The sequence below is a fragment of the Corynebacterium silvaticum genome (genome assembly GCF_004382825.2).
Classification (GTDB): Bacteria; Actinomycetota; Actinomycetes; order Mycobacteriales; family Mycobacteriaceae; genus Corynebacterium; species Corynebacterium silvaticum.
The window spans coordinates 68,241-94,363 of sequence record NZ_SDQO02000005.1 but is presented as its reverse complement, the minus strand read 5'-3'; the positions used below and the strand labels follow the sequence as shown (position 1 = coordinate 94,363).

The 26,123-nt window shown below is 52.0% G+C and carries 22 protein-coding genes; 4 read left to right on the top strand and 18 right to left on the bottom strand.

All coding sequences use genetic code 11. From position 1 onward, the window contains the following. Positions 1-293: 293 nt before the first annotated feature. The 13 genes from tyrS to ET810_RS11775 all read right to left on the bottom strand — a co-directional run bounded on the left by tyrS (position 294) and on the right by ET810_RS11775 (position 15,693). Positions 294-1,574 carry a tyrosine--tRNA ligase gene (gene tyrS, locus ET810_RS11835; protein WP_087453895.1) on the bottom strand — a complete coding sequence of 427 codons (1,281 nt, stop codon included), beginning with the start codon at positions 1,572-1,574 and terminating at the stop codon, positions 294-296. 47 nt (positions 1,575-1,621) lie between these two features. After that, positions 1,622-1,807: a Trm112 family protein gene (locus ET810_RS11830; RefSeq protein WP_013911392.1), complete on the bottom strand. Its 186-nt coding sequence runs from the start codon at positions 1,805-1,807 to the stop codon at positions 1,622-1,624. Positions 1,808-1,928: 121 nt separating this feature from the next. After that, positions 1,929-3,359 carry an argininosuccinate lyase gene (gene argH, locus ET810_RS11825; RefSeq protein ID WP_087453894.1) on the bottom strand — a complete coding sequence of 477 codons (1,431 nt, stop codon included), beginning with the start codon at positions 3,357-3,359 and terminating at the stop codon, positions 1,929-1,931. Position 3,360: 1 nt separating this feature from the next. Next, on the bottom strand, positions 3,361-4,560 hold the full coding sequence (locus ET810_RS11820) for an argininosuccinate synthase (protein ID WP_087453893.1): 1,200 nt from the start codon (positions 4,558-4,560) through the stop codon (positions 3,361-3,363). 276 nt (positions 4,561-4,836) lie between these two features. Then, positions 4,837-5,328 carry an arginine repressor gene (locus ET810_RS11815; RefSeq protein ID WP_087453892.1) on the bottom strand — a complete coding sequence of 164 codons (492 nt, stop codon included), beginning with the start codon at positions 5,326-5,328 and terminating at the stop codon, positions 4,837-4,839. 84 nt (positions 5,329-5,412) lie between these two features. Further along, positions 5,413-6,414: an ornithine carbamoyltransferase gene (gene argF / locus ET810_RS11810; protein WP_087454877.1), complete on the bottom strand. Its 1,002-nt coding sequence runs from the start codon at positions 6,412-6,414 to the stop codon at positions 5,413-5,415. Positions 6,415-6,449: 35 nt separating this feature from the next. Continuing rightward, positions 6,450-7,700 (bottom strand): acetylornithine transaminase, encoded by a 1,251-nt coding sequence (locus ET810_RS11805; RefSeq protein ID WP_087453891.1) that lies wholly within the window; start codon positions 7,698-7,700, stop codon positions 6,450-6,452. After that, positions 7,700-8,635: an acetylglutamate kinase gene (argB, locus tag ET810_RS11800; protein ID WP_087453890.1), complete on the bottom strand. Its 936-nt coding sequence runs from the start codon at positions 8,633-8,635 to the stop codon at positions 7,700-7,702. Before argB ends, ET810_RS11805 begins: the two co-directional genes overlap by 1 nt. A 66-nt stretch (positions 8,636-8,701) precedes the next feature. Continuing rightward, complete coding sequence (gene argJ, locus ET810_RS11795) at positions 8,702-9,862, bottom strand: bifunctional glutamate N-acetyltransferase/amino-acid acetyltransferase ArgJ (RefSeq protein WP_087453889.1); 1,161 nt, start codon at positions 9,860-9,862, stop codon at positions 8,702-8,704. A gap of 52 nt (positions 9,863-9,914) precedes the next feature. Beyond that, positions 9,915-10,958, bottom strand: a complete 1,044-nt coding sequence (gene argC / locus ET810_RS11790) for an N-acetyl-gamma-glutamyl-phosphate reductase (protein ID WP_087453888.1) — start codon at positions 10,956-10,958, stop codon at positions 9,915-9,917. 139 nt (positions 10,959-11,097) lie between these two features. Further along, a complete protein-coding gene (gene pheT / locus ET810_RS11785; RefSeq protein WP_087453887.1) occupies positions 11,098-13,608 on the bottom strand; it encodes a phenylalanine--tRNA ligase subunit beta in 2,511 nt (836 codons plus the stop codon). A 48-nt stretch (positions 13,609-13,656) separates the two neighbouring features. Further along, positions 13,657-14,712: a phenylalanine--tRNA ligase subunit alpha gene (gene pheS / locus ET810_RS11780; RefSeq protein ID WP_087453886.1), complete on the bottom strand. Its 1,056-nt coding sequence runs from the start codon at positions 14,710-14,712 to the stop codon at positions 13,657-13,659. A gap of 168 nt (positions 14,713-14,880) precedes the next feature. Further along, entirely contained in the window at positions 14,881-15,693 is an 813-nt protein-coding gene (locus ET810_RS11775; protein WP_087454876.1) for a TrmH family RNA methyltransferase, read from the bottom strand. A 205-nt stretch (positions 15,694-15,898) separates the two neighbouring features. Between ET810_RS11775 and ET810_RS11770 the strand changes: the two genes are divergently transcribed. Next, positions 15,899-16,441, top strand: a complete 543-nt coding sequence (locus tag ET810_RS11770; protein WP_087453885.1) for a hypothetical protein — start codon at positions 15,899-15,901, stop codon at positions 16,439-16,441. 169 nt (positions 16,442-16,610) lie between these two features. On the opposite strand, the gene rplT is transcribed toward ET810_RS11770, so the two are convergent. The 4 genes from rplT to uvrA form a co-directional block, all read right to left on the bottom strand. Next, positions 16,611-16,994 carry a 50S ribosomal protein L20 gene (gene rplT / locus ET810_RS11765; protein WP_087453884.1) on the bottom strand — a complete coding sequence of 128 codons (384 nt, stop codon included), beginning with the start codon at positions 16,992-16,994 and terminating at the stop codon, positions 16,611-16,613. A 63-nt stretch (positions 16,995-17,057) separates the two neighbouring features. After that, positions 17,058-17,252, bottom strand: a complete 195-nt coding sequence (gene rpmI / locus ET810_RS11760) for a 50S ribosomal protein L35 (RefSeq protein WP_013241801.1) — start codon at positions 17,250-17,252, stop codon at positions 17,058-17,060. A 32-nt stretch (positions 17,253-17,284) separates the two neighbouring features. Beyond that, positions 17,285-17,806, bottom strand: a complete 522-nt coding sequence (gene infC / locus ET810_RS11755; protein WP_087453883.1) for a translation initiation factor IF-3 — start codon at positions 17,804-17,806, stop codon at positions 17,285-17,287. A gap of 325 nt (positions 17,807-18,131) precedes the next feature. Continuing rightward, positions 18,132-20,996: an excinuclease ABC subunit UvrA gene (uvrA, locus tag ET810_RS11750; RefSeq protein ID WP_087453882.1), complete on the bottom strand. Its 2,865-nt coding sequence runs from the start codon at positions 20,994-20,996 to the stop codon at positions 18,132-18,134. A gap of 285 nt (positions 20,997-21,281) precedes the next feature. On the opposite strand from uvrA, the gene ET810_RS11745 reads away from it, so the two are divergent. The 3 genes from ET810_RS11745 to ET810_RS11735 all read left to right on the top strand — a co-directional run bounded on the left by ET810_RS11745 (position 21,282) and on the right by ET810_RS11735 (position 25,458). Continuing rightward, complete coding sequence (locus ET810_RS11745) at positions 21,282-21,887, top strand: MBL fold metallo-hydrolase (protein ID WP_087453881.1); 606 nt, start codon at positions 21,282-21,284, stop codon at positions 21,885-21,887. Between the two features lie 251 nt (positions 21,888-22,138). Continuing rightward, positions 22,139-22,984 carry a DoxX family protein gene (locus tag ET810_RS11740; RefSeq protein ID WP_087453880.1) on the top strand — a complete coding sequence of 282 codons (846 nt, stop codon included), beginning with the start codon at positions 22,139-22,141 and terminating at the stop codon, positions 22,982-22,984. Positions 22,985-23,190: 206 nt separating this feature from the next. Beyond that, the gene (locus ET810_RS11735; RefSeq protein ID WP_134316276.1) at positions 23,191-25,458 is read left to right on the top strand and encodes a HelD family protein; all 2,268 of its coding nucleotides are present in this window, start codon (positions 23,191-23,193) and stop codon (positions 25,456-25,458) included. 72 nt (positions 25,459-25,530) lie between these two features. Here ET810_RS11735 and ET810_RS11730 read toward each other — a convergent pair whose 3' ends face one another. Then, complete coding sequence (locus ET810_RS11730) at positions 25,531-25,971, bottom strand: universal stress protein (protein ID WP_087453878.1); 441 nt, start codon at positions 25,969-25,971, stop codon at positions 25,531-25,533. Positions 25,972-26,123 lie beyond the last annotated feature (152 nt).

Below are 26,123 nucleotides of genomic sequence, written 5' to 3'. Positions count from 1 at the left end.
CCTCTCGCCTTACACTCACTGATTCACAATCACCTTCGTGGTGTTTGCCTCTGTGAGGGGCGCTGTCGGTCGCGGCGACTCACATAAAGTTACACACCACTTACAGAACACACAAATCCCCAGCTCACAGGCGTATTTAAAGCAGATCAATCGCAGAGAGTTTTCAGATCTCCCCCTCAACGCTATTTTCAGCGCACCCAACAGCCCTAGATGGTGGATTCCCGATTACCAGGAACCGGATACGCAAAAGGACCTTGAGAAGAACTTCTTTCTTCTCAAGGTCCTTTTAATAGCTAAGCGTTAAACCGAACACCCGCAAAGTTCTTTTTCCCTTTACGTAGAACAACCCACGTTCCATGAAGCAGATCCTGGCTGCTCGGTTCCCAGGTTTCGTCGTTAATGCGAACGTTATTTACGTATGCACCGCCCTCTTTTACTGCGCGTCGAGCGGCACCCTTGGATTCCGCGAGGCCTGAAGCAACGAGTAGGTCAATGATGGTTCGAGCCTCACCGGCCGCAATCTCTGCGACTGGGGTTTCAAAAACCGCTCCAATCAGAGTCTGCTCATCAAGGTCTTCAAGCAAGGCTTTGCCAAAAAGGGCTTGAGCAGCTAATTCCACGGCAGTAGTAGCGGCTTCGCCATGGACAAGAGTTGTCATCTCTCGGGCAAGTCTCCGCTGTGCTTCGCGCTTATGAGGAGCCTCTGCTACCTGGACTTCCAGTTCCGCAATCTCGGACTCCGTTAGGAACGTAAACCACTTGAGGTAATCGATAACGACTGTGTCTCCAGCATTGAGGAAATACTGGTACCAGGAGTAGGGACTGGTCTGCTCAGGGTCGAGCCATAGCTTTCCGCCGCCAGTAGACTTACCAAACTTTTGCCCCTGAGCATCAGTTACCAGCGGAACCGTCAAAGCATGGACTTTTGTGCCATCAACTCGTCGGTTCAGGTCAACACCCGAGATGATGTTGCCCCATTGATCCCCGCCACCAATCTGAAGGATGCAATCGTATTTTTTGCGCAGATGGACAAAATCGTTTGACTGCAGAAGCATATAAGAGAATTCGGTGTAAGAGATGCCGTCTCTAGCAAGACGACGCTTCACTGTCTCTCGATCCAGCATCGTATTCAGCGAAAAGTTCTTTCCTACATCGCGCAAGAATTCGATCACTGACATCCCGGCAGTCCAGTCAGCATTGTTGACCATGATCGCATCGTTGTTCTGACCGGATTCAAAAGAGACAAAACGCCGAAGTTGCTTTTTAATAGCCTCAAGATTCTGCGCAACTTTATCCTCTGTGAGCATGACGCGTTCCCCCACCTCACGCGGATCGCCGATCATGCCTGTGGCTCCGCCGGCTAGAGTCAGTGGCCTATGCCCAAACTGCTGGAAACGGCGCAGCATAACCATAGGAACTAGATGGCCCGCGTGCAGGGAATCGCCGGTGGGATCAAAGCCGCAATAAAGAGTAATCGGCTGTTCGCATGCTTCTCTCAGTGCATCAATGTCTGTGGAATCGTTAATGAGACCGCGCCACAGGAGTTCATCAACGATATTGCCATGCTGGGACATGTAGATAGGTTCCTTGATTGTGTGAGTATTGTGAAATAAATGGAAAACTACTGGGTTTTCCCTTGGGGCCACGTAATCGCTTCATCTTCAAGCATTACCGGAATATTGTCTTCAATTCGATAGGCAATACCAAGGCGATCGTTGACCAAGACATTATCCTGCTCTAGATAACGCAACGGTCCTTTGTCTTGGGGACATGCGAGAACTTCTAGCAGCTGGGGATCGATACTCATGGTTTTCTAGCGTACAACATTGGCGCATCGCCCGACTGATGGACCGGTGATAGTCACAGAGCCCCGATACCCTATCTAGATAAAGAAATAGGGATCGAGGCTTTTCGACGTAGCAGGTTTACTAGCGAACAGGAGTTTCAGCCCAACGGCGTAACTCCGCAGACGCTAGTTCAACGCGTTCCCGTTGTTTGGCTACCTGTACCCCAGCGGTACCTCCGCGCGTCGCTCGTGAAGCGACTGCACCTTCCACCGTGAGCACGTCTCGAACTGCAGGGGTCAAACGTGAGTCGACACTTGCGAATTCCTCATCCGTGAGCTCATCGAGTCCCACTCCACGTTGCTCTGCAATCCGCACACATGCTCCAGAAGCTTCATGCGCTTCCCTAAAAGGCACGCCCTCACGAACCATCCACTCAGCCAGATCCGTAGCCAACGTATATCCAGCTGGAGCAAGCTCAGCCATACGTTCTTCGTGAAATTCAAGGGTAGACACTAGACCCGTCATCGCAGGCAGAAGCAAGTTCAACTGCGCAGCCGAATCGACAATGGGTTCTTTATCCTCTTGAAGATCGCGGTTGTAAGCCAAAGGCTGAGCCTTAAGGGTTGCCATGAGTCCAGCAAGATTGCCGATCAAGCGACCCGTCTTTCCCCTAGTGAGCTCCGCCACATCAGGGTTTTTCTTCTGAGGCATGATTGAGCTTCCGGTCGACCATGCATCAGACAACGTGACATAACCGTATTCCGGCGTGCACCAGTAAATGATTTCTTCTGCAAGGCGCGACATATCAACTGCAATCTGGGCCAAAACGAAAGCTGTCTCAGATGCAAAGTCCCGAGAGGACGTAGCGTCGATGGAGTTGTCCGCTGCAGAATCAAATCCCAGCTCTTCCGCGATCGCCTCAGGGTTAAGATTCAAGGACGAACCCGCGAGTGCTCCTGAACCGTATGGGGACACCGCTAAGCGCTTATCCAGATCCTGAATTCGGTCTACGTCACGCAGCAACGGCTGTGCGTGGGCTAGCAGCTGGTGAGCCAGCAAAACCGGCTGCGCAGCCTGGGAATGGGTCTTGCCTGGCATGATCGCTGCTGGATGCGCGCTCGCCTGTTGCACGAGGGCGTCGATAAGCTCGGTAACGCCGACAGCGATACCTCGTATCGCGTCCCTAACCCACATGCGGAAGAGCGTCGCAACTTGATCGTTCCTTGAACGGCCTGCGCGCAAACGTCCGCCGACTTCAGGGCCTACGCGCTCGATGAGTCCGCGTTCCATTGCTCCATGGACGTCTTCATCGCTGGGCAAAGGAGTAAAAGACCCATCTGCTACGTCCTTGCCCAGCTGCTCAAGGCCAGCCAGCATGATCTCTAGATCTGAGCTGCTCAGCAACCCCGCCGCATGCAGTACCTTGGCATGAGCTTTGGAGGCTAGAACATCATAGGGAGCAAGAACCCAGTCAAAATGAGTGGACACGCTCAGCGCAAACATCGCTTCGCTGGGGCCGCCGGAAAACCTTCCTCCCCACAGCGCACCTTCATTTGTTCCGTGTTTATTCACGTTAGCGAGCCTCGCGGTCACGGCGGTTCGAGATCTTGGAAGACAAACCATGCAGCTCAACAAAGCCCTTGGCCAAGGTCTGATCGAACGTATCACCGGTGTCATAGGTCGCTAGATCAAAATCATACAGTGAGTGTGCGGAGCGGCGTCCGTTGACAATGCTCTTTCCAGCGTGAAGCACCATGCGGATATCACCAGAGACGTGCTCCTGGGTGGAGTCCACAAAAGCATCGAGCGAGCGCTTCAGCGGCGCGTACCACAGGCCGTCGTATACCTCCTCGGACCAACGTGCGTCGATACCGCGCTTATAGCGGGCGACCTCACGCTCAAGAGTGACGTCTTCCATAGCCTGGTGAGCAGTAATCAACGCAATCGCACCCGGTGCCTCGTAGACCTCGCGAGACTTAATGCCAACAAGGCGATCCTCGACCATATCCAGACGCCCGATGCCCTGTGCACCTGCACGACGATTCAGTTCTTCAATTGCCTGCAGAACAGTAACTTTGCGGCCATCAATGGCGACAGGAGCACCGGCCTCAAAAGTAATAATCAGTGCATCGGGAGCATTGCCCAACGCAGGATCTTCGGTGTAAGAGTACAAATCCTTTGTTGGAGGATTCCAAAGGTCTTCCAAGAAACCGGTTTCAACAGCACGGCCCCACACGTTCTGATCAATAGAGAAGGGCGACTTCTTTGACTGCTCAATAGGAAGATTAATCTCTTCCGCAAATGCAATAGCTTTATCGCGCGTCCACGCGTAATCACGCGCAGGAGCAATGATCTCCAACTCTGGCGCTAGGTTGCGGAAACCAACCTCAAATCGGACCTGATCGTTTCCTTTGCCCGTGCAACCATGTGAGACATGTGTACCGCCGTGCTCCTTAGCGGCCTCTACTAGGTGCTTTACGATCAGCGGACGTGAGATAGCAGAGACCAAAGGGTACTGCTTCATGTACATGCCGTTTGCTTTGATCGTAGGCAGACAATAGTCGTTGGCAAACTCATCTTTAGCGTCAATCACGATGGACTCAACCGCACCGCAGTCGAGTGCACGCTGCCGCACGGACTCCATATCCTCGCCGCCTTGGCCCAGATCAAGCGAAACCGCAACGACCTCGCCTCCGGTCATTTTTGCCAGATAAGGAATAGCTACAGAAGTATCAAGCCCGCCGGAGTACGCCAGAACGACACGATTGGTCATGTTTGCTCCTTAAAAATTCTCAACTGAATTGAATATGAGATGAAATTTTGATCATTATGCAGATTTTATGGAAAAGACGCAGGTTTATCGCTACTAAACTATCCATAAGTTTGGATGTTCTACATATATGAATTCTTCTTTAGGTAGTTTATGCACTCATCCCCATAAATTGCGAAGCGGGATTTTCCGTTCCTTGGAAAGAGGCCAGAAAACTCATGACTCAGGAAGCCATGACACTGCTTTTATTGCCACTAAGTCGAGTGAAAAACATCCAGATCAGTATCCTGAGCGTCTTTGGCTAAGGAATTCCCCAAGGTCCTGACCAGTCATTGGATCGCGTGCAAGAACAAAAACGGTGTCATCGCCAGCGATAGTTCCAACCACTTCTTCCATTCCCACACGGTCGATGAACGAGGCCAAGAATGGAGCACCCCCAGGTGGGGTACGCAAGACAGCAATGTTGCCGGAGTGGTCAACGGAAACGAGCAAGTCGTCAAGCATCTTGCGAAGCTTCTCCCGAGTGCCTACCGTCGACGGCACTGCTGCCTCATCTGCAGCTCCCACCGCATAAAACGCACGCCCGCCCTCAGGGCGAACCTTTTTTGCCCCGAGTTCATCCAGGTCACGCGATAGCGTTCCTTGGGTGATTTCAACGCCCTTCGCTTTAAGCAGATCGGACAATTGCATTTGGCTCGACACTTGGTTTTGTTCGAGCAAATCAAGAATCAAGGCTTGCCGAACCGTTCGCGTAATCGGACTAGTGCTCATGGATTCTTCCTCACAACTTTCTCTTCGCTCCCCTAAAGTTATGCGGGGCACCGAATTCTTTTATATCGCTTTTACGCATCTATCCTAGGCTGTCGGTTGGTGATCCAGCAGCCAAGACATGAGTGCTTTCTGCGCATGTAGGCGATTTTCCGCCTCATCAAAGACCACAGACTGCGGACCATCAATAACAGAAGCAGCAACTTCATTCCCCCGATATGCGGGGAGGCAATGAAGAAATATAGCGCCCTCATCAGCACGATCCATAATGGCATCGTTAACTTGATAAGGAATAAAAGGAGTTCGACGATCAATACCGTCTTTCTCCATCCCCATAGACACCCATGTATCTGTAATCACAATATGCGCCCCTGACACTTCATCAAGATCATCAGTCACAGTGACTACCGCCCCGGTTTGCTCAGCACGTTTTTTAGCACGTGCTACAAACTCTTCCTTAGGTTGAAAATCAGCTGGAGCAATAATGCTTATGTTTACGCCTGCCGTGGCAAAACCAATGAGATACGAGTTCGCCATGTTATTGCTGCCGTCTCCGAGATAGACAGCCTTTTTCCCACGCAAGCCGCTGGGACCTTCTTCTACACAAAGATGCTCAACACAGGTCTGCAGATCCGCCAAGATTTGGCACGGATGAAGATCATCAGACAACGCATTAATAATGGGCACCGTGGCAGTCTGAGCCATCTCCACAAGGTTACTGTGTGCAAATGTGCGCCACACGATGGCCGAGGTAAACCGGGAAAGAACTGCGCCGGTATCTTGATAGGTCTCTCCTTTGCCCATCTGGGAAGCGTTGGTATCTACAACGATCGCGTTTCCTCCCAGCTGCGCAATCCCCGCGTCAAAAGAAAACCTTGTCCGCGTTGATGTCTTATCAAACAAAACCGCGACTGATTGAGGCCCCTCCAGTGGGCGCAAAGAGTACGGATACTTCTTGAGCTGCGCGGCCAGTTCTAACACCTCACGCTGCTCCGAAGGCGTGAGATCATCATCAGCTAAAAAATGTCGCGCTAAGGCTTTTCCAGCCTTTGGAGCATCAAAGGTGCCAAAGGCGTCATGAGAAGTCATCGTTGTGTCCGTGTTCATTAGTGTGCAAGGTCCTTTCACTCAGTAGGGGCAGTCAGGGAATCAAGCAGACGCTCTATGCGCCCGACTGCTTCCACTATGTGTTCAGTGTCGATAATTAATGGCGGGGTGATTCTTAAGACGAATTCCGATGGAGCGTTGAGGACCACACCAAAATCTGCTGCCCGTTGCGCCGCAATTTTTGCGACAGGCTGCTTCAGCACTACCCCCAACATGAGACCTCGACCGCGCACATGATCGACGGATTTCAAGTCTGATAGCTTGTCTTTAAAGAGTTTCCCTTTTGCACGGACGTCGGTGATCAAACCCTCATTTATCACGTCCAGTACTGCGCCCGCCGCTGCGCAGGCCACAGGGTTCCCGCCAAAGGTGGTTCCATGCAATCCAGGAGTAAATAAATCCTTTGCCTTTCCATGCGCCACACATGCTCCGATAGGTAACCCCCCGCCTAAGCCTTTTGCCATGGTAACGACGTCCGGCAACACCCCATCGTGTTGGAATGCAAAGAAGTCTCCGGTACGCCCGACACCGGTTTGAACTTCATCGACCACCATCAGGATGCCGTTGTCAGTACATAAGCTCCGGACTCCTTGCAGGAATCCTTCAGGCGCTGGAATTACGCCGGTTTCTCCCTGAATTGGCTCGAGAAAAATGGCAGCTACGTCGTGAGGATTTATAGCGACAAGCTTGCGCAGATAGTCAAGGTCTCCATAAGGATAAAACTCGACGCCGGCAGGCAGAGGAGCAAAAGGAGCTTGTTTTTCTGGTTGTCCGGTTAGTGCCAATGCCCCCATTGTTCTTCCGTGAAAACCATAGTGTGCTGCAAAAATTCGGCTTCGCCCGCTCAATCGAGCAATCTTAAAAGCAGCCTCGTTTGCCTCGGTTCCTGAGTTACAAAAGAATACTCGCGTATCAGAAATTATCGCGTCCGAATCCGGTTGTCCGTGGCCAAACCATTGAATGATTTTTTCTGCGGCATTCACCACAGGTGCAGAAGCAAAAAGGTTAGACACATGGGAGAAGCTCTGGATCTGTGTTGTTACCGCCTCTGCAATAGCGGGATGCCCATGTCCCAAAGAGTTCACGGCAATTCCAGCAAGAAGATCAATATGTTCTCTGCCCAGGGAATCAGTGACTAGTGCCCCGTGTCCATCAACGAGTTCCAACGCTGGGGTCCCATAGGTGTTCATCAAAACGTCAGACCACTTTTCTTGCGCAGACTGGCGCTCAGCATGGTTTTTAGTCTGACATATATTTTCTTCCTTCATCATTTCCCTCCTTGTGTGTGTCTAAAAATTGTTGCTTCTGGGATCGCCGCATCCTGAGTCACCATCGTGCCAATACCGCCGGAGGTCAGAAGTTCCAGGAGAACTGCGTGCGGAGTGCGCCCATCAATCACATGCGCTGCAGGTACGCCCTTTATAACGGCGTTAAGGCAACTTTCCATTTTCGGAATCATGCCTGCATGCAAGGTAGGAATAATCGCGCGAAGCTCCGCTACGCTGATTTTGGAAACAAGAGAGCCTTGATCTGGCCACGCCGTATAGAGGCCCTCCACGTTGGTGAGAATAAGCAGCCGTTCCGCGCCGATGGCTGAGGCAAGTGCACCTGCCGCTGTGTCCGCATTAACGTTGTATATTTCTCCGTCATCACCGGGAGCAATCGTAGATACTACGGGTATTCTTCCGGCCTCGATGATATCCATGAGGCTCGCGGGGTTGACAGCTGTAATGTCGCCCACCAAACCAATATCGGTAGCTTGTCCGCCCACCGCTACAAGTCGTTTTTCTGCTTGAAACAACCCCGCGTCTTCACCTGATGTGCCAACCGCGTACGGGCCGTGGGAATTGATCAAACCTACAAGGTCCCGTCCCACTTGCCCAAAGAGCACCATCCGTACCACTTCCATAATTTCAGGAGTGGTTACCCGAAAGCCTCCTTTAAATTCGCCTTCTAAACCTAATTTATTCAGCATGGAGGAAATCTGCGGCCCTCCGCCATGCACTACCACGGGTTTTGCTCCGACGGTACGTAAAAAGACCATGTCGGCAGCGAATGCGGCTTTGAGAGATTCATCTACCATCGCGTTGCCGCCATATTTCACGACCACAATCTTGTCACGAAAATGCTGTAGCCACGGCAAAGCCTCAGCTAGCACCGTAGCCCTATCTTGTGCGCTGAGATGATCAAGCATATCTGTCATAGACAATGCCTTTCTCCGTTTCGGGAATGAGCGTAGGTCGTGATGCTCATTTTGTCCCTCTACTTGTTAGGAGGAATAAGCTGAGTTGATTTCCAGGTATGCATGGGACAAGTCCGTTGTCCGGATAAAGGCAGTTCCTGTGTGAGTAGTGCCCAAGTCAACGCGAACATCGATGTCGGTTCCGCTTAAGTCAACCTCTCGGGCATGAGGTGTTCCAGTCGATGCTAGGCATACTGGCTGGTCATTAAAATAAACTGAAATATTATCGGGGTCCATGTCGGCTTCTGCCATACCGATAGCCGCAAGGACTCTTCCCCAGTTTGGATCTGACCCAAACATCGCGCATTTAAACAGATTGTCCCGACCCAGAGTACGCGCGGCCTGAAGCGCTTGGTCATCGTTGGTAGCACCGGTCACTGTAATGCGAACCCGTTTTGTTACCCCTTCTGCATCCGATTGCAGCTGATCGGCTATATCAGCGCACACTGCACATATCGCAGCCTCAAAGGCTTCTGTGCTGGGAGTTATGCCCGATGCGCCGTTTGCCATCAGTATCACGGTGTCGTTGGTGGAGGTAGAACCATCAATATCGAGGGTATTAAAAGTCTTCGCTGCAGCTTTTTCCAACGCAGATTGTGCAACTTCTGAAGACACCGAGGCATCCGTAGTAATGCACACCAACATCGTGGCCAACGAAGGCGCCATCATTCCTACGCCTTTGCCCATTGCACCTACCGACCAATCGGCCTCTTTGAGCACTGCTTGTTTACTGACGGTGTCTGTAGTCATGATTGCTTCGGCTGCTTGTTCGCCGTGGTCGCCTAGGCCGTCGACAAGCACAGAAGTCGCCGCTAGTAGCTTTTCGACGGGCAAAGGTTCTCCGATCAACCCCGTAGAGCATGCCGCGATGTCGTTGCTTTTGAGCGAAAGTGACCGCGCCACTGCATCCACGATGGCTTGAGCATCCTGCTCGCCTTGTACCCCATTGCAGGCATTGGCATTCCCGGAGTTAAAGACAACGGCCTTCAAGGTTCCATCGCTTACCGACTTCTTGCTCAGTTTCACAGGCGCTGCCACAATTTTGTTTCTAGTAAAAACTGCGGCGGCTACAAACTCTGGGCCTTGGTTAACAACCACCGCCATGTCTTTATTACCGGAAGGCTTAATTCCTGCGGTTGTTGCGGCGGCAGAGAAGCCTTTAACAGCGGTGATGCCACTAGTGCTCATGGATAATGCGTCCTTTTCTTTTATCCTTTTGAACCGATACACAAGATCCGCCCTAGGGCGCAGTCCCAGTACGCGGAAGCCCTGACGTTTCTTCCCAGCCCAAAATAATATTCATGCATTGCACTGCGGCTCCGCCTGTTCCTTTTGTCAGATTGTCGATCGCAGACGTAACGATGAGCTTTTCTGCCGTGGAATCCACAGCTACCTGGATATGGCACATGTTCGAACCAACAACCGATTGAGTCTGAGGCTGCATTCCGGGAGGAAGCACCTGGACAAAAGGCTCCGACTCATAGGAACTAACGTATGCGTTATAGGCGTCGCTGTGAGAGACTCCCGGAGCAATCGGAGCTATCGCGGTGGTAAGAATTCCCCGAGGTAACGGAGCCAGAATTGGAGTAAAGCTCACTGAAACCGGCGAGCTTGAATATTCTGACAAATTTTGGACTATTTCCGGCGTATGCCTGTGGCTACCCGCGACGTTATATGCGCTTAATGATCCCATTGTTTCCGCACCTAGTAGCCCCACAGCCGGTTTTTTCCCTCCGCCGGAGACTCCCGTGACAGAAACAATAGATACGTCTGGCCTTACAAGGCCCATTTTTATAGCCGGCCATAGTGCCAACGTGGCCCCCGTAGGAAAGCACCCAGGTACCGCTACTTTGCGCGCACTCCTGATTTGTTCACGATGCCCCGGCATCTCTGGGATTCCATATGGCCACGAACCTGAGTAACTTCCCCCGTAATAGTGGTCCCAATCGCTTTGATTGTGAAGACGGAAGTCTGCAGCACAATCGATGACCACGCACGAGTCCTGACATTCCTTAGCTATTTTCACAGAATGTCCGTGTGGCAAGGCCAAGAAAACTACATCATGACCAGCAAGATGCTCTGGGGTCGTCGGTTGCACTACTCGATCCGCAAGCTCCGGTAAATGAGGCATGAGTTTGCCCAAAGGCTCTCCGGCAGTGGACGAACCGGTTAGTGTGCCAATTTCTAATTCCCCGCTCACATAACGCGGATGGTTAAGCAAAAGGCGGAGAATCTCTCCGCCTGCGTATCCGCTTGCACCCGCGACTGCTACCGTGATCGTCATGACCCCACTATATACATAGTATTCCGTAACATGTAAGTATTCCGAGAATATTTACCCCGATGCCCCCTGTTTGAAAAACACAAAAGCGCCACACACCCGACTTTTGGGATATATGTGACGCGTTAGCTACGTGTTTATATTAAGCACGCATGGCTGCACCAAACTTTTTTGTGGCTGCCTCAGCCGCTGCAAGTCGGCCTTCGGAGCATTCTTCATCGGTAAGAGTGCGATCTTGCGCCCGGAAAACCAAGGAAAAGGCCAGCGACTTTTTGTTTTCCCCGAGGTTATCGGAGCGGTAGACGTCGAAAAGCTCTACCTTTTCCAAAAGCTCGCCTGCGGCTTCCGCAATCACCTTTCGCACTGACTCTGCCGGTACGTCTTCGTCCACGACCAGGGCCAAGTCTTGGTGCAGGGTTGGGAAGGCGGACAACACCGGAGCCGGGAAAGCATTATCAAATGGCATCGCAGTGATATCGAGTTCCATCGCACAGGTGCGCGGTGGCAAGCCCAGACGATCCAGAATCTGCGTATGCAGCTCGCCTGCATAACCTACAACTACCTCACCCACGCGTAATTCAGCACAGCGGCCTGGGTGCCACGGAAGATACTCCGCATTGGAGACTTCAAGCTCTACACCAGCTGCCCGCGCTACGACCCGTGCCGATTCCACGGCATCGGCATACGTATAGTCGCGTCCTTGTCCCCACGGGCCTTCATTTTCAATCTGTCCAGTGGCAACCGTAGCCACGTGAAGTGGCTGATACGGAAGCGATTCCAAAAGCCCCTGCACATCCTCCGCGCTTGGTCGACTGCGAACATCAAGCATTGGGGAAACGCCCTCGCCACGGTTAAAAGCAACCTGCTGTAGACCGAAAAGGCTTACGGAGTGCTGCCCACGGGATACGTTGCGAGCAACTGCTTCCAGCATGGACGGTAATAGCGTGGTGGCAAGGATTGCATAATCAGAGTCGAGTGGGTTCTGCACCTTCACCGTGCGTCTACGAGCGTCATCCGAGGGAAGCTCCCACAGGTCAAAGCTGTCGCTCTTGATAAAAGGCGTGGGCAGAATTTCCGCGTACCCGTTATATGCCAGAGAATGCCCTATTGCCCGACGACGTTTCTGCGCGCGGCTTAGCCCAGTGCCCACTGGAGCGGGAGGAACGATGGAAGGAATCTGCTCTAGCCCCTCCAAACGCAAGACTTCTTCCACCAGATCAGCTGCCATCGTAATATCGTGGCGCCATGTTGGCGGTGTCACAATAAGCTCATCGCCCTCGCGTTCCACCACGCAGCCGATCTCTTCTAAGCGAGAAATGACGGTTTCAGGAGAATAATCAACGCCCGCGATCGCCGCTGGGCGAAGCGCAAGCATGCGCACCTTCGTCATAGCAGGAACTTCCCCGATCAGGGTACGCTCCGATTCGGTGGTTCCGCCTGCGATCGATACCAACAGCGCGCACGCAGCATCGAGCGCTGTCTCCACTAACGTGGGGTCGACTCCACGCTCAAAGCGTCGAGAAGCTTCGGAGCTGAGCTTATGCCTGCGCGAGGTCCGAGCAATTGTAAGCGGATCCCAGTTAGCCGCCTCGAAGTAGACGTTTGTAGTCTCCGCAGAGATCTCTGAAATATTTCCGCCCATGACGCCTGCCAGTGATTGGATTCCAGCAGCATCTGCGATGACCACGTCTTCTTCCGAGAGTGTCCGGGTGATGTGGTCGAGGGTCTCCAGCTGCTCGCCAGCGTGAGCGCAGCGCACAACAAGGTCGCCGGTGATCACGTCTGCATCAAAAGCATGCATTGGCTGGCCCAAGAGCAGCATGATGTAGTTGGTCACGTCAGTGGCAGGATTAACTGGCCGTTGCCCAGACAGCATCAACTCGCGCTGTAGCCAGAAAGGAGACTCAGCAGCCGGGTCAATTCCAGTTACTTTACGCAGGCCAAAACGCACTGCCTTTGTTTCAGGCTTAAGCTCAACCGAAAGCGATGTGTTAGCTGCTCCAGGAACTGCAGAAACATCAATCCCCGCAACCCGAAGGTCTGCCGCAGGGTCAGCGTAGTCGAGGTTAAACGCAGAGGCTAGTTCCCGGGTCAAGCCTCGCGCAGAAAGCGCATATCCACGATCTGGAGTGACGTTAACATCAAAAATAGTGTCTTCTAAGCCCGCGATGGCGCGAGCATCATCGCCGGGTGTTCCCACGCCTTCCGGCAAGGTAATAATTCCTGAATTCTGCTTGTCCGCGAGCCCTAATTCAGCTGCCGAACAAATCATTCCAGCGGACATACGCCCATACGTCTCTCGGGCAGAAATTGCAAAATTACCAGGTAAAACAGCACCTGGCAGGGAAACCACCACGAGGTCGCCTTCGCGGAAATTACGTGCGCCACACACGATGGACTGCAGATCACCGGTCCCGTTAGCATCGCCTACGTTTACGTGGCAATGGCGGATGGGCTTTTTAAAGCCTGTAAGTTCCTCGATCGTTTCCACGCGTCCGAGCACCAACGGCCCGGTTGTCTCCGCGATTCCCTCATAGCCTTCGGTCTCAAACCCGACACGAACATAACCTGCGTCTAGTTCTTCCGGGGTCAAGTACCATCCCTTGTTGGAATGTCCTAGCAGTCTCGTTACCCAGTTTTGCGAGATAAGCATGTACAACTAACTCCTGTTTTGTCTTGAAAGATTCTCGGTGTGCGGGTTCTATGCTTGGACACCAAAAGGAAGAGTGAAGCGCACATCGCCTTCCACCATGTCGCGCATGTCGCTCAATCCATTCCTAAACTGAAGCGTTCTTTCAAGTCCCATGCCAAATGCAAAACCGTTGTAGATTTCCGGGTCAATTCCCGCAGCCTTGAGGACGTTCGGGTTGACCATGCCGCAGCCTCCCCATTCGATCCATCCAGCGCCACCCTTTTTATTAGGGAACCACACATCGATCTCTGCGGAAGGCTCAGTGAACGGGAAGTAATTAGTCCGCATGCGTGTTTTCGTCTCTGGACCAAAGAGGGTTTTAGCCAAATGATCCAAGGTGCCTTTGAGATGAGCCATCGTCAGGCCTTTATCTACCGCTAGTCCTTCGATCTGATGGAACACCGGCGTATGGGTAGCATCGAGTTCATCAGTACGGAACACCCTGCCTGGGCAGACAACATACACCGGAACATCGCGGGAAAGCATCGTTCGCATCTGCACTGGCGAGGTGTGCGTGCGCAGTACTTGGCTGGAGCCCGGCTCACCTACGTGGAAAGTATCCTGCAGCGTACGAGCCGGATGGTCGGGGATGAAGTTCAGGGAGTCAAAGTTAAAGTACTCTGCTTCTACTTCTGGACCTTCTGCAACTTCATAGCCCATTCCCACAAAAATGTCAGCGATGGTTTCACTGAGTTCTGTGATCGGATGCAAAGCACCGAGCTGTCGACGAGTGGTAGGCACTGTGACGTCGACACGCTCAGCTTTCAGTACTTCTGCATTACGTTTTTCTTCCAGAACGACCTTGGCCTCAGCAAAATGCTTTTCGACGCGCCCCCGGGCCATATTAACGAGACGGCCCGCTTCTTTTCGTTTTTCTTTTGCAATCGACCCCAAAGCGCGACGTGCTTGTGGAATCGGCGCGGAATCACCCAGGTGTGCTCGACGCGCCTCAGCCAAGTCTTCCAAGGTCTGAGCAGTGGTAAAAGCCTCAATAGCTGCCTCCACAGCGGCATTCAAGCTTTCTTCGGTTAAGTCCACCGACGAATTATCCGGTTGATCAGACACTCAGTGCTCCTCTGTTGGATCCATAGTCATTCGAGTAACCCTCACATCATACCCACACTGAGGTAGACAAAATGAGTCAGGGCAAATGAGGCGCAAGCATCATTCCGTTATCGTGCCCTTTACCCGATGCTTCCAACAGCTATATACAGCTTGCCTACAGCAGATTCTCTAGTCCGCTAAAAGCGCTTTTGAGGATTCATAAAGGCAAATTGACGCAGCAGTGGCAAGATTCAGGGATTCAGCCCTACCACGGATCGGGATGCTCACGCGGTAGTCTGCTTTCTCCATCAGCTCTGAGTCCAGGCCGTGCGCCTCATTGCCCATAAGCCAAGCAGTCGGGCCGGAAAGGACCTCCCCCGGATTATCCAGGTTTACTTCCCCTTGTGCGGTGGTCGCAAGAATCGTCAAACCACGCGCTTTGAGAGAATCCCAAACTCTCTGAATATTGGGTTCGCGCACTACCGGTATATGAAAAAGAGAACCCGCACTCGATCGCACCGCTTTCGGCCCCTGCGGATCCACAGTCTCTCCAGCAAAGATAATGCAGTCAGCGCCCATCGCATCTGCGACACGGATCAGAGTTCCGGCGTTACCTGGCTCTGCTGTTCCTACGGGGACGCATACTAAACGAGGCTGGCCTTTCAACGCAGACTTAATATCCCACAAGACAGGTCGGCATACCGCAAAAATTCCAGTGTTGTTTACCGTATCCGACAAGCTTTTTGCTGCACGGTCAGTGATCGGATGAACATACACGCCCATGTGTTTGGCAGCAGTTATCACATCGGCAAATCTTTGTGCCGCAGTTTCCGTAACAAACACGTCAGTGGCCGCACCGGTGCTTACCGCCGCTTCGACGCTATTTTCACCTTCAGCCAGGAACCGATCCGCCTTCTTTCTTCCTGCGGTGCGTAGAAGCTTTGCGGCGTTGACTACGCGGGGGGTTCTCTCGCTAAAAGGCTGATCAAAATCCAGTTCCATGGGGAAAACCATATCAGCAATGCTCGTTGCTTCCCGGTGTCCCCCTCCTTCCGTTAAAATCCGCAAAAAGTGAGTTGTGTATCACATCAAACAAAATCCAATACACAAGAATTTCAATGTTAATTTTAAGGTTGCAAAATATGTGGTGCGTCACCAATTTCAGTCATCCACCACAGCAACTTTAGGAAGGTTTCTCTCAAACACCATGAGTAACAAAGTTATCTACGGCGCACTAAGCCGCGTTTTTTCTATCGTTCTCATTGTCGTCGGCGCTGCTGTTATCTTTGGCGGCACATACGCACATGGTTTTGTGCGCGAGCAACTAGTCCAAGAAAAAATCACGATGCCAACGCAAGAAGGCATCGACAAACTCAAGGACCAAGAATCTAAAGAAATTCTGACAAAGTGGATCGGTCAAGACCTCACCACCGGCCCACAGGCTAAGGCTTACGCAGATAATTACATCTGGCAGCATATGCTGGCTTCCGCCGATGGAAAAACATTCCAGGAGATGGGAACTGTAATCAACGAGGCTAAGAAGAAGGGCGCATCCGAAGAGGAAATAGCTAAGCTGCAAAAAATACGCGACTCCCTTTTCCAAGGCGACACCCTCCGCGGCATCCTCCTGAGCGCTTATGGATGGTGGCTTGTTGGATCGATCGCCATGTGGGCAGGCATTGGAATGGCAATTCTTGGCGTTATCCTCGCCATTCTAGGATTCGGAGTTATGCGCACCAAGCGCGCTTAACCCATTTGTTTTCTAAAGCTCCTCTTCCGCCTTAGCGTGAACGGAAGAGGAGCTTTTTCATAAGCATGAAGCTTAACGACGCCTGCCCGATGCCCGCATCTCCATAAACAAGACATCCGCCTCGTACAAGAGTGACGAGGCGGATGTCTTGTTTAATTTTCAAGCTAAATTAGGCAGCCTTAGGAGCGTTAACGCCCTCAGGAAGAGCAGCCTTAGCAGCTTCGCAGATTGCGGAGAATGCAGCGAAATCATTTACAGCAAGGTCAGCGAGACCCTTGCGGTCAACCTCGATCTCAGCAAGGCGGAGACCCTGGATGAGACGGTTGTAGGTGATGTCGTTCATACGAGCCGCAGCGTTGATACGGGTGATCCACAGCTTACGGAACTCAGACTTACGCGCGCGACGATCGCGGTAAGCGTAGGTCATAGAGTGGAGCCACTGCTCCTTTGCCTTACGGTACAGGCGGGAACGCTGGCCGCGGTAGCCCTTGGCGGCCTTGAGAATCTCGCGACGCTTCTTCTTAGCATTCAGTGAGCGCTTGACACGTGCCACAGTGAAAACTTCCTTAATCGTTTTAGGTTCTTAAAGAGAAATGAGGATGATTGGAAGGCGCTATTACGCCATACCCAAGAGGCGCTTGACGCGCTTGGTGTCAGCCTTGGAGACGTCCTCAGTACCCTTCAAGCGACGAGTGCGAGTGGAGGGCTTGCCCTCGAGAAGGTGGCGACGGTTGGCGCGCTCACGACGCAGCTTGCCGGAGCCGGTGACCTTGACGCGCTTAGCGGTGCCCTTGTGGGTCTTCTGCTTCATGGAATTTACGTCCTTTTAGTGTCTTTAAAGTATTACTTCTTGCCCTTGCGGACCGGCCCGAAAACCATCGTCATATTACGACCATCTTGCTTAGGCTTTGTCTCCACAATGCCGAAATCTGCGACATCATCCGCAAGACGCTCCAGCAAACGGAAACCCAGTTCCGGACGAGACTGCTCGCGACCACGGAACATAATGGTGACCTTCACCTTGGAACCCTTTTCAAGGAACCGGATCACATTGTTCTTTTTTGTCTCATAATCGTGATCGTCGATCTTGGGACGGAACTTCTGCTCCTTGACCACAGTCTGCTGCTGGTTCTTCCGAGCTTCACGCGCCTTTTGTGCCTGCTCGTATTTGAACTTTCCATAGTCCATAATCTTGCAAACGGGCGGTTTAGCGTTAGGAGCAACCTCGACAAGATCAAGGTCTGCTTCGTAAGCGAGCTTGCGGGCGTCGTCGATACGCACGATGCCCACCTGTTCTCCGTTAGGACCGACAAGACGGACCTCGGAAACTCGGATGCGCTCATTGATGCGAGCTTCAGCGCTGATGGGGACTCCTCAAGTAGCAATTAATGTGATGTACCGCGCCCATCGCCCGTAGATTTCACCTAAATACATAAAGACATAGAAAAATCCCGTCCATCTTTAACAATGAACGGGAGATCCATACATGTGTGACTTTGAAGTCACACATGTACCCTTTTACCTTTGTCCTGCAAACGTACATTTGCGGCTTCAGGTGGGATGATCTCCACTTGCGACCTGAATAAACAAAACTACTCAACTTGAAAACAAGCAAGACGTTTATCCACCCAGGCGGTAGTAGAGCCAACCATATCAGCACTAGTAATATCTGCACAAATCGACGGCTTTACTAGGCCGGTTGCTTTCCTAAAACTTCCTTTAAAAAAGCTCCAGTGTAGGAACCAGGGACAGTCGCAACGGTTTCCGGTGTACCTTCTGCCACTACAGTCCCTCCGCCGGATCCACCTTCTGGTCCCATGTCAATAATCCAGTCAGCTGCCTTTATTACATCCAAGTTATGCTCGATCACAATGACCGAATTTCCCTTATCCACCAATCCCTGAATCACCAACATAAGCTTCCTGATGTCTTCAAAATGAAGCCCTGTTGTCGGTTCATCCAAGATATAAATGGTTCTTCCGTTAGAGCGCTTTTGCAGCTCAGAGGCAAGCTTTACACGCTGTACTTCACCACCAGAAAGGGTTGTCGCCGATTGCCCTAACCTAACGTAACCCAGTCCCACTTCCGTTAAAGTTTTAAGGTATCGATGAATTGAGGTGATCGGCTCAAAGAACTCAGCAGCCTCACTAATCGGCATGTCAAGAACCTCGGCAATGTTTTTGCCTTTGTACTTAACTTCCAAAGTCTCGCGATTGTAGCGAGCTCCTTGACAGACCTCACACGGGACATAGACATCAGGTAAGAAGTTCATTTCGATCTTCAGCGTCCCATCTCCCTGGCACGCTTCACACCGGCCTCCTTTGACGTTAAAGGAGAAGCGGCCAGCTTTATAGCCCCGCACCTTCGCCTCTGAGGTCTCGGCAAATAACGTTCTGATCTTGTCAAAGACTCCTGTATACGTCGCAGGATTAGAACGAGGCGTGCGCCCAATAGGCGATTGATCAACCTGAACTAATTTGTCTAAGTTTTCAATTCCTTCAACGCGCTTCGCACGTCCAGGAACATTCCGAGCCCTATTCAGCTCATTGCCCAGTACTTTCGCAAGAATCTGATTAATAAGAGTCGATTTGCCCGAGCCTGATACACCAGTAATGCAGGCCAACACTCCCAACGGTATTTCGACATCAATATCCTTGAGGTTGTTTTCTCGTGCCCCCACAACTTTGAGCTTGCGGCCCGGGTCAATATCTCGGCGATCATCTGGTACCCCAAGAACTTTTCGACCAGAAAGATAAGCACCAGTGATAGATTCCTCGCACTTGATGATTCCCTGGGGCTTTCCTTGATAAACAATTTGGCCGCCGTACTCGCCAGCCTTTGGGCCTACGTCGATAAGCCAATCTGCTGCACGAATAGTGTCCTCATCATGTTCTACAACGATGAGTGTATTTCCGATATCTCGAAGGCGCTCAAGCGTGGCGATCAAGCGCTGGTTATCCCGTTGATGCAACCCAATTGAGGGCTCGTCAAGGACATAGAGGACTCCGGCCAAACCAGAACCGATCTGGGTGGCCAAACGAATACGCTGGGCCTCACCTCCAGATAATGTGCCTGCACTCCGATTCAAAGTGAGGTAATTCAGACCAACGTCTAGCAGGAACTTTAACCTAGCGTTGATCTCCTTCAGCACAGCACCAGCGATGATCTCCTCACGCTTGCCCAGTACCAAGGACTCTAAAAATTCTGCAGCATCATTAACAGAGAGCTCGCTCAATCCTGCGATAGAAAGCTCGCCATGAGACGTAGAGCTGATGCGCACAGCCAAAATCTCCGGACGCAAGCGAGCACCACCACATGTTTTACATGCATCCTCACGGGTGTATTGGAGCAACCGATCCTTCTGCGATTCTGAGCCAGTTTGCTCTAATTTTCTGTCGATATAGCCCAGAACGCCTTCAAAAGGCGCTGTCCATTTGCGCACCCGACCATAACGGTTTTTATAGCGCACGGTCACTTCATCGGAACTACCGTTAATGAGTGCATTTTGTTGGGCTTTAGTTAACTCGCTAAACGGAGTTTCGGGATCAAATCCCAGGGCTGTTGCCAGTCCTTCAATAAGCTTTTGAAAATACTTATGATTTGGGCTTGAATTCCAAGGTTGAACGCATTGCATCACCGGAGCGTCTTTGTCTGGAATCAGAAGATCGATGTCTACAACCCTGCGGGTTCCCAAACCATCACAATCAGGGCACGCCCCATAAGGGGAATTGAAAGAGAAAGAACGCGGTTCAAGTTCATCGACGCTCAACACGTGACCATTGGGACACGCCATTTTCTCCGAAAAACGCCGAACTCGATTCGGGTCGGAGGCGTCGAGGGATACAAAGTCCAAAGCGACAACCCCGTCGGCTAGCCCCAGTGCCGTCTCTACCGAGTCTGTTAAACGCTGGCGCTGCGATGGCTTCACCTGAAGCCTATCTACTACCACGTCAATATCATGCTTGATCTTCTTCTTCAGCGTGGGAGGTTCCGTTAAGGAATACACTTCCCCATCGACCTGCACTCGTGAGAATCCCTGGGAAGCTAAATCTGCGAAAAGATCGACAAATTCCCCTTTACGGGTACGCACAACGGGAGCCAGCACTTGGAATTTCAGGCCCTCTTCCATGGCTAATACTTGGTCAACGATCTGCTGCGGAGTCTGACGCTCGATCACAGCATCGCAGACCGGACAATGTGCGGTGCCCGCTCGCGCAAACAGGAGTCGGAGATAATCGTAGATCTCTGTGATCGTGCCAACCGTGGACCGCGGGTTGCGGTTAGTGGACTTCTGATCAATGGATACTGCGGGAGAAAGTCCATCAATGAAATCAACATCCGGCTTGTCCATCTGACCCAAGAACATCCGAGCGTATGAAGACAGAGACTCAACATAGCGTCGCTGTCCTTCGGCAAAAATCGTGTCAAAAGCTAAGGATGACTTTCCCGATCCCGATAGGCCCGTGAACACCACCATAGAGTCACGCGGAATATCAATATCCACGCCTTTTAGGTTGTGCTCCCGTGCGCCACGCACTACAAGACGATCTGCCACTCTATTCCATTCCTCACCATTGCCGAGCCATTAATACCCGTTGTAATACAACGCTATATCCGCAGGCCCATGATTTTTATCAATCTCCTGCTTATACGCAGGTAACCGCTAACTCCACAAGAGACGCATGGTACTTTCAACCTCTTTTACACAACTGGCCCATACAAAGTTGTATTCCCAATCTCGCACACGAGCTTAGGTATCCACAGACCATAGGCTTTCCATCAGACTACACCACATTCGAACATATGGACGCTTTTTAGGTTCTTCGCTATCGTAGATTGTATGAACAACCGAGACATAACACTTGCGCAGATTTCCGTGTCAGAAATGGATAACAACTGTTATCTCCTTTGTGTGGGGAAAGAGGCATTGCTTATCGACGCCGCCGATAACCCACAAGCCCTATTAGATCTAGCTGCTGAAAACGATGTCTCCATCACCGCAGTTCTGAGCACACACAGTCACTGGGACCATCTGCGGGCGCTCCCCCACATTCTTGAGCACACAGGTGCCAAGCACTTTGCGCCTCAACCCGATGCCGCGAATATTAATGCCCCCATAGATGTCCTGCTCACAGACTCAGATGTCCTTTCTTTTGCCGGCCACGATTTTCCGGTTCATATCCTGCATGGACATACTGCAGGTGGTGCTGCGATTGCAGTCCTTATCGGAGAAACCACGCATCTCTTTGTTGGCGATTCACTTTTCCCAGGAGGGGTAGGAAAAACAGAGAACAGCCAGGATTTTATAAAGCTTTTAGATGATGTATCGACCAAACTTTTCCAAAAGTACCCGGATACTACAGTTGTCCATCCTGGCCACGGAAAGCCCACCACATTAGGTGCAGAGCGCCCTCACCTCGACGAATGGCGGGCCCGCGGCTGGTAGGTCAGCAGCGCTCATCACCACAACAAGACCCCACGCACGTACTTCATGCATTAACAATAAGGGAGGAAAATTCCACCAACACAACGTATTGATATGTACCATGGCTTAAGTAGGCGTTGGATAACGCGCACGCTGTTGCTACTGCATGCGCAAACTCGGCTCGCTACCTTTTCTGGTGATTGCTTCATTGCTTTATCGCCAAGATCCCCCAACGGCTGCGCGTCGAATAAATTACGAAGGAGACTTTGCCCATGATCCGCAAGATCGCCCGACCGATGCTCGCTTCCGTTTATATTGCCGACGGCGCGGACACCGTTCTCAATAGCCAAGCACATGTGGAAGGGACTCAGACCGTTCTCGGTCACCTCCGTACAGTTCTTCCGCGGAAATACTACCGTCAGATACCGGATGATCCTAAGCTCATCACGCAGGCAGTAGGCGGTGCGAAGATTGGTGCAGGCACCCTGCTTGCGCTTGGCAAGTCCCCACGTCTTGCCGCAACGACGCTTGCCGCGCTGAGCGTTCCTACGATCCTTGCCCGTCACGCTTTCTGGGAAACTCAGGATCGTGAGGAGAAGACAGCCCGTAAACAAGGTTTCCTTACCAGCGTCGCGCTGCTCGGCGGGCTGACTATCACCAGTGTCGATACAGCAGGAAAGCCAAGTTTAAAGTGGCGTGCCGATAAAGCAGCGCAAAAAGCCAGCACCCAAATTCAGCAGGCTCTTCCAACGAAATCTGAAACAGATAAACTCGCTGAGCAGGCACAAGAAACAGCATCAGCCTTTGCCTCCACTGCTAAAGACTGGATCGGCGATGCCACCGATAAGGTAACCGAGTATGCACAAGCTGCTCAGGGCTACGTAGAAGACAACAAGGATGACTGGCTCACAACGGCTCAAAGCAACGCAAAAATCGCTAAGAAAAAGGCAGTAAAAGTTGCCGCTAAGGCTCAGGAACGAGCTGCGGAGGCCTACGCTCAAGCTGAGAAGTCAACTGGACGTTCCGCTAAAAAGGCCAGTAAAAAAGCCTCTCGTTTGCAAAACCAGGCAGAAAAGGCTTTGAATAAAGCCATGAAACGTTTCGACGGAGCCTTCTAACTACCTCTGCTTTGTTTTGAGATAATGCCGGATCGGGTGTCCCGACCCGGCATTTTATTTACCCGAGGACTCACTGCACGCTCTTTTTGTTTTAACGCTATGCTGGATAACTCTTCAGACTCTCAACGGATCATGTTCTGTTTGTAGAGCACATCAGATGAAAACATATTGTCGAGTTTTATGCACGTAATGGGAAAGGCTGTGTATTGAAGTCTCAACAGGGGGCAGAGAATAGTCAACCTGATGCGGTCATCGCCGAGCAGGGGTACGTCGATAAGCTTTTTGGCAAACTTGACGCCGAGGTCTTACGCGCAAATGAACGACTCCGCGAGGTCATGCTCCACGTCGATCCTTCTAACCCGGATGCGGAAGCCTTGGTGCGCCGGGAAACCGAGTATCACTCCCTTAACCAAAAAATTGACCGCCTTAACATCGCCCAACTGGGTTTGGTCTTTGGCCGTATCGATGTCTATTCCGAGTCAACTGATGTCATCGATAATCCGGTGCCTGGGCAGCCCCATGTCGATCGCCGCTATATCGGCAGGATGGGATTAGACGACAGGGACGATGATTATCGGACGCTGTTGCTTGACTGGCGTGCCCCGTTGGCGAGGCCTTTTTATCTAGCGACAACCGCCAACCCTGAGAATGTCTGTGCAAGAAGACACATCCGAACTCGTGGACGCACGGTTACAGGTGTCGATGACGAGCTTCTCTCTGGCAATCAAGTTGCAGAAGCGACCGCAGCCAGCAACGTTGTCAGCGAGTCTGCACTCTATCGAGCTATGCATGAGGCCCGTACTGGACACATGACCTCCATCGTGGAGACGATTCAACGTGAGCAGGACCAGATCATCCGCGACGAGACACGCGGAGTGATGGTCGTGGAAGGTGGTCCCGGCACTGGAAAGACTGCCGTAGCGCTTCACCGGATTGCCTACCTCCTGTACACCTGGCGAGACCACCTGGCTAAATCTGGCGTACTTATCATCGGGCCCAATCGTACTTTTTTGGACTATATTTCTCGCGTGCTCCCTGAGTTGGGAGAAACTGGAGTCGTGCTTTCTACTGTTGGGGATCTCTACCCAACAGTTTCTGGTCATGCCTCTGAGCCGATCTTGACTCGGGAAATCAAGGGTAGCGAAGAAATGGTCACCATTTTGAGCAGGACTGTGAAAAATTATCAGACAGTTCCTCAGGATCCCCAAGAGATCATCATAGATGGCAACATTGCGCTTACTGTCTCCCCTAGCATTATCAAGGCAGCACGCACTCGTGCCAGAAGAACACGCCGACCCCACAATGAGGCACAACCGCTGTTCAAAGAAGCGCTCGTAGAACAACTCACCGCAGTTCTTGCGCAGAAAATAGGCGCGGATCCCCTCGGCGGCGTGAACCTTCTCTCCGCAGCAGATCGCGCGCAGCTTCACGACGATCTCCTCGATGACCCGAGCGTCGAAAAGCTCGTGCGTACCTATTGGCCTGCGCTTGAACCAGAGCAGGTACTCACCGCGCTACTCGAAGATCCCACGGTTATTGCTCAGTCGGCTTTCGACTACGACGAGGAAACGCAAGCAGCGCTTCTGCGTCCTGCAGGTAGCCCCTGGGCTTCTTCAGACGCCGCGCTTCTCGACGAACTCGCCGTTCTCCTAGGCATCCCCGATCCAGAAACTCAGCGCGCGGAAGAAGCCGCCCAATGGCGCGCGCAGATTGAAGAGGCTCAGGATGCTTTGGAAATTTTGACGGGCTCATCAAACACCGACTTGGACGACGAATCCGATGCCGAAATCCTTTCTGCCCACGACATCATCGACGCAGAGACTCTTGCAAAGCGACAGGAAGTCCGCGATGTGCGTACCACAGCACAGCGAGCTCAAGAAGATCATCTGTGGACTTATGGTCATGTGATCATAGACGAGGCCCAAGAGCTCACCCCCATGGAATGGCGCATGGTTATGAGACGAAGTCCATCGAGATGGATGACACTCGTGGGAGATACCTCGCAAACGGGTTCTCCTGCCGGCGTTGATTCTTGGGCAGACACCCTGAACCCTTTTGTGAAACATCGTTTTCGCACGCATCATCTCACCGTTAACTATCGCACTCCCCGAGAAATCATGGACGTGGCTAACCGAGTTCTCGCCTGTTATTCCCCTGAATCTGAGCCGAGCACTGCGCTTAGGGAATCAGGAAACCCCGTTCAATTTCTTCCCCTAGGAAGCGATTCGATCGCCATTGCGCGCTCCTTGCGAGAGCCCGATCCAGACCGACTCACCGCAATCATTGCAGCAGATGACGCTACCCGCGAGGGAGTGCTGGGAGTAAGCGACATTAAAGGCCTCGAATTTGACCATGTGATTGTCGAGGATCCGCACCACATTATTGAAGCATCTCCACAAGGATGGCAAGACTTGTTTGTTGCGCTTACCCGCGCAACGCAGTCCTTGACCGTTATCGGGGAACTTCCTATTTAAAACGGCGAAAGCCCAGTGCTGTTGTCACAAGGCGCTGGGCTTTTATTGTGTTTCAATGAAGATGCGGTTTGCTTAGTTCACTGTGTGAACGATCATCACGTCGCAATCTGATTGCCGGGCTACGTCGGCAGGCACAGATCCCAAAAGGCGACCTGTCAATGAGTTAATACCACGGTTGCCCACAACCAATAGTTCAGCATTGCTCTCTCGAACGATATCCATAAGAGCTTCTACGGGGGTGCCGGGGCGAACTTTCGTCTCCACTTTCACAACACCAAAGCTCCTCGCGTGCTCAGCTGCAGCATCAAGGTTCTTCTGAGCAGGATCGGTGCCAAGGACGGCCACGGAGTCTTGGCGAAGCGTCTTGGAGGCTTCTTCCTTACTCTCGTAATATGCACGACCAATAACGAGGGTGCTGTCTAGCGCCGCAGCAATCTTGGCGGCGCGCTCGACAGCAAGCATCGAAGACTTGGATCCATCAGTACCGACGACGATAGTTGAGTAATCGCTCATGAGAACCTTCCAATAGTTCATCTCGAAAATTACGGCGCAGGGCACACCCGGGACGACCATGCTATGTGGGGAGTCAGCCAGGCGAGCCAACGGAAACCGAGTTTAACAACAGGTACTAGTCAGCTAAGCGGCATGGCGGTGTGCTTTTACAG

Excerpts from the sequence above, each read along its gene's own strand:
- tyrS (WP_087453895.1), bottom strand. The coding sequence starts at position 1,574 with ATGTCCCAGCATGGCAATATCGTTGATGAACTCCTGTGGCGCGGTCTC.
- ET810_RS11830 (WP_013911392.1), bottom strand. The coding sequence starts at position 1,807 with ATGAGTATCGATCCCCAGCTGCTAGAAGTTCTCGCATGTCCCCAAGAC.
- ET810_RS11820 (WP_087453893.1), bottom strand. The coding sequence starts at position 4,560 with ATGACCAATCGTGTCGTTCTGGCGTACTCCGGCGGGCTTGATACTTCT.
- ET810_RS11815 (WP_087453892.1), bottom strand. The coding sequence starts at position 5,328 with ATGAGCACTAGTCCGATTACGCGAACGGTTCGGCAAGCCTTGATTCTT.
- argF (WP_087454877.1), bottom strand. The coding sequence starts at position 6,414 with ATGACTTCTCATGACGCCTTTGGCACCTTTGATGCTCCAAAGGCTGGA.
- ET810_RS11805 (WP_087453891.1), bottom strand. The coding sequence starts at position 7,700 with ATGAAGGAAGAAAATATATGTCAGACTAAAAACCATGCTGAGCGCCAG.
- argB (WP_087453890.1), bottom strand. The coding sequence starts at position 8,635 with ATGACAGATATGCTTGATCATCTCAGCGCACAAGATAGGGCTACGGTG.
- argJ (WP_087453889.1), bottom strand. The coding sequence starts at position 9,862 with ATGAGCACTAGTGGCATCACCGCTGTTAAAGGCTTCTCTGCCGCCGCA.
- argC (WP_087453888.1), bottom strand. The coding sequence starts at position 10,958 with ATGACGATCACGGTAGCAGTCGCGGGTGCAAGCGGATACGCAGGCGGA.
- pheT (WP_087453887.1), bottom strand. The coding sequence starts at position 13,608 with ATGCTTATCTCGCAAAACTGGGTAACGAGACTGCTAGGACATTCCAAC.
- ET810_RS11775 (WP_087454876.1), bottom strand. The coding sequence starts at position 15,693 with ATGGAACTGGATTTTGATCAGCCTTTTAGCGAGAGAACCCCCCGCGTA.
- ET810_RS11770 (WP_087453885.1), top strand. The coding sequence starts at position 15,899 with ATGAGTAACAAAGTTATCTACGGCGCACTAAGCCGCGTTTTTTCTATC.
- rpmI (WP_013241801.1), bottom strand. The coding sequence starts at position 17,252 with ATGAAGCAGAAGACCCACAAGGGCACCGCTAAGCGCGTCAAGGTCACC.
- ET810_RS11745 (WP_087453881.1), top strand. The coding sequence starts at position 21,282 with ATGAACAACCGAGACATAACACTTGCGCAGATTTCCGTGTCAGAAATG.
- ET810_RS11740 (WP_087453880.1), top strand. The coding sequence starts at position 22,139 with ATGATCCGCAAGATCGCCCGACCGATGCTCGCTTCCGTTTATATTGCC.
- ET810_RS11730 (WP_087453878.1), bottom strand. The coding sequence starts at position 25,971 with ATGAGCGATTACTCAACTATCGTCGTCGGTACTGATGGATCCAAGTCT.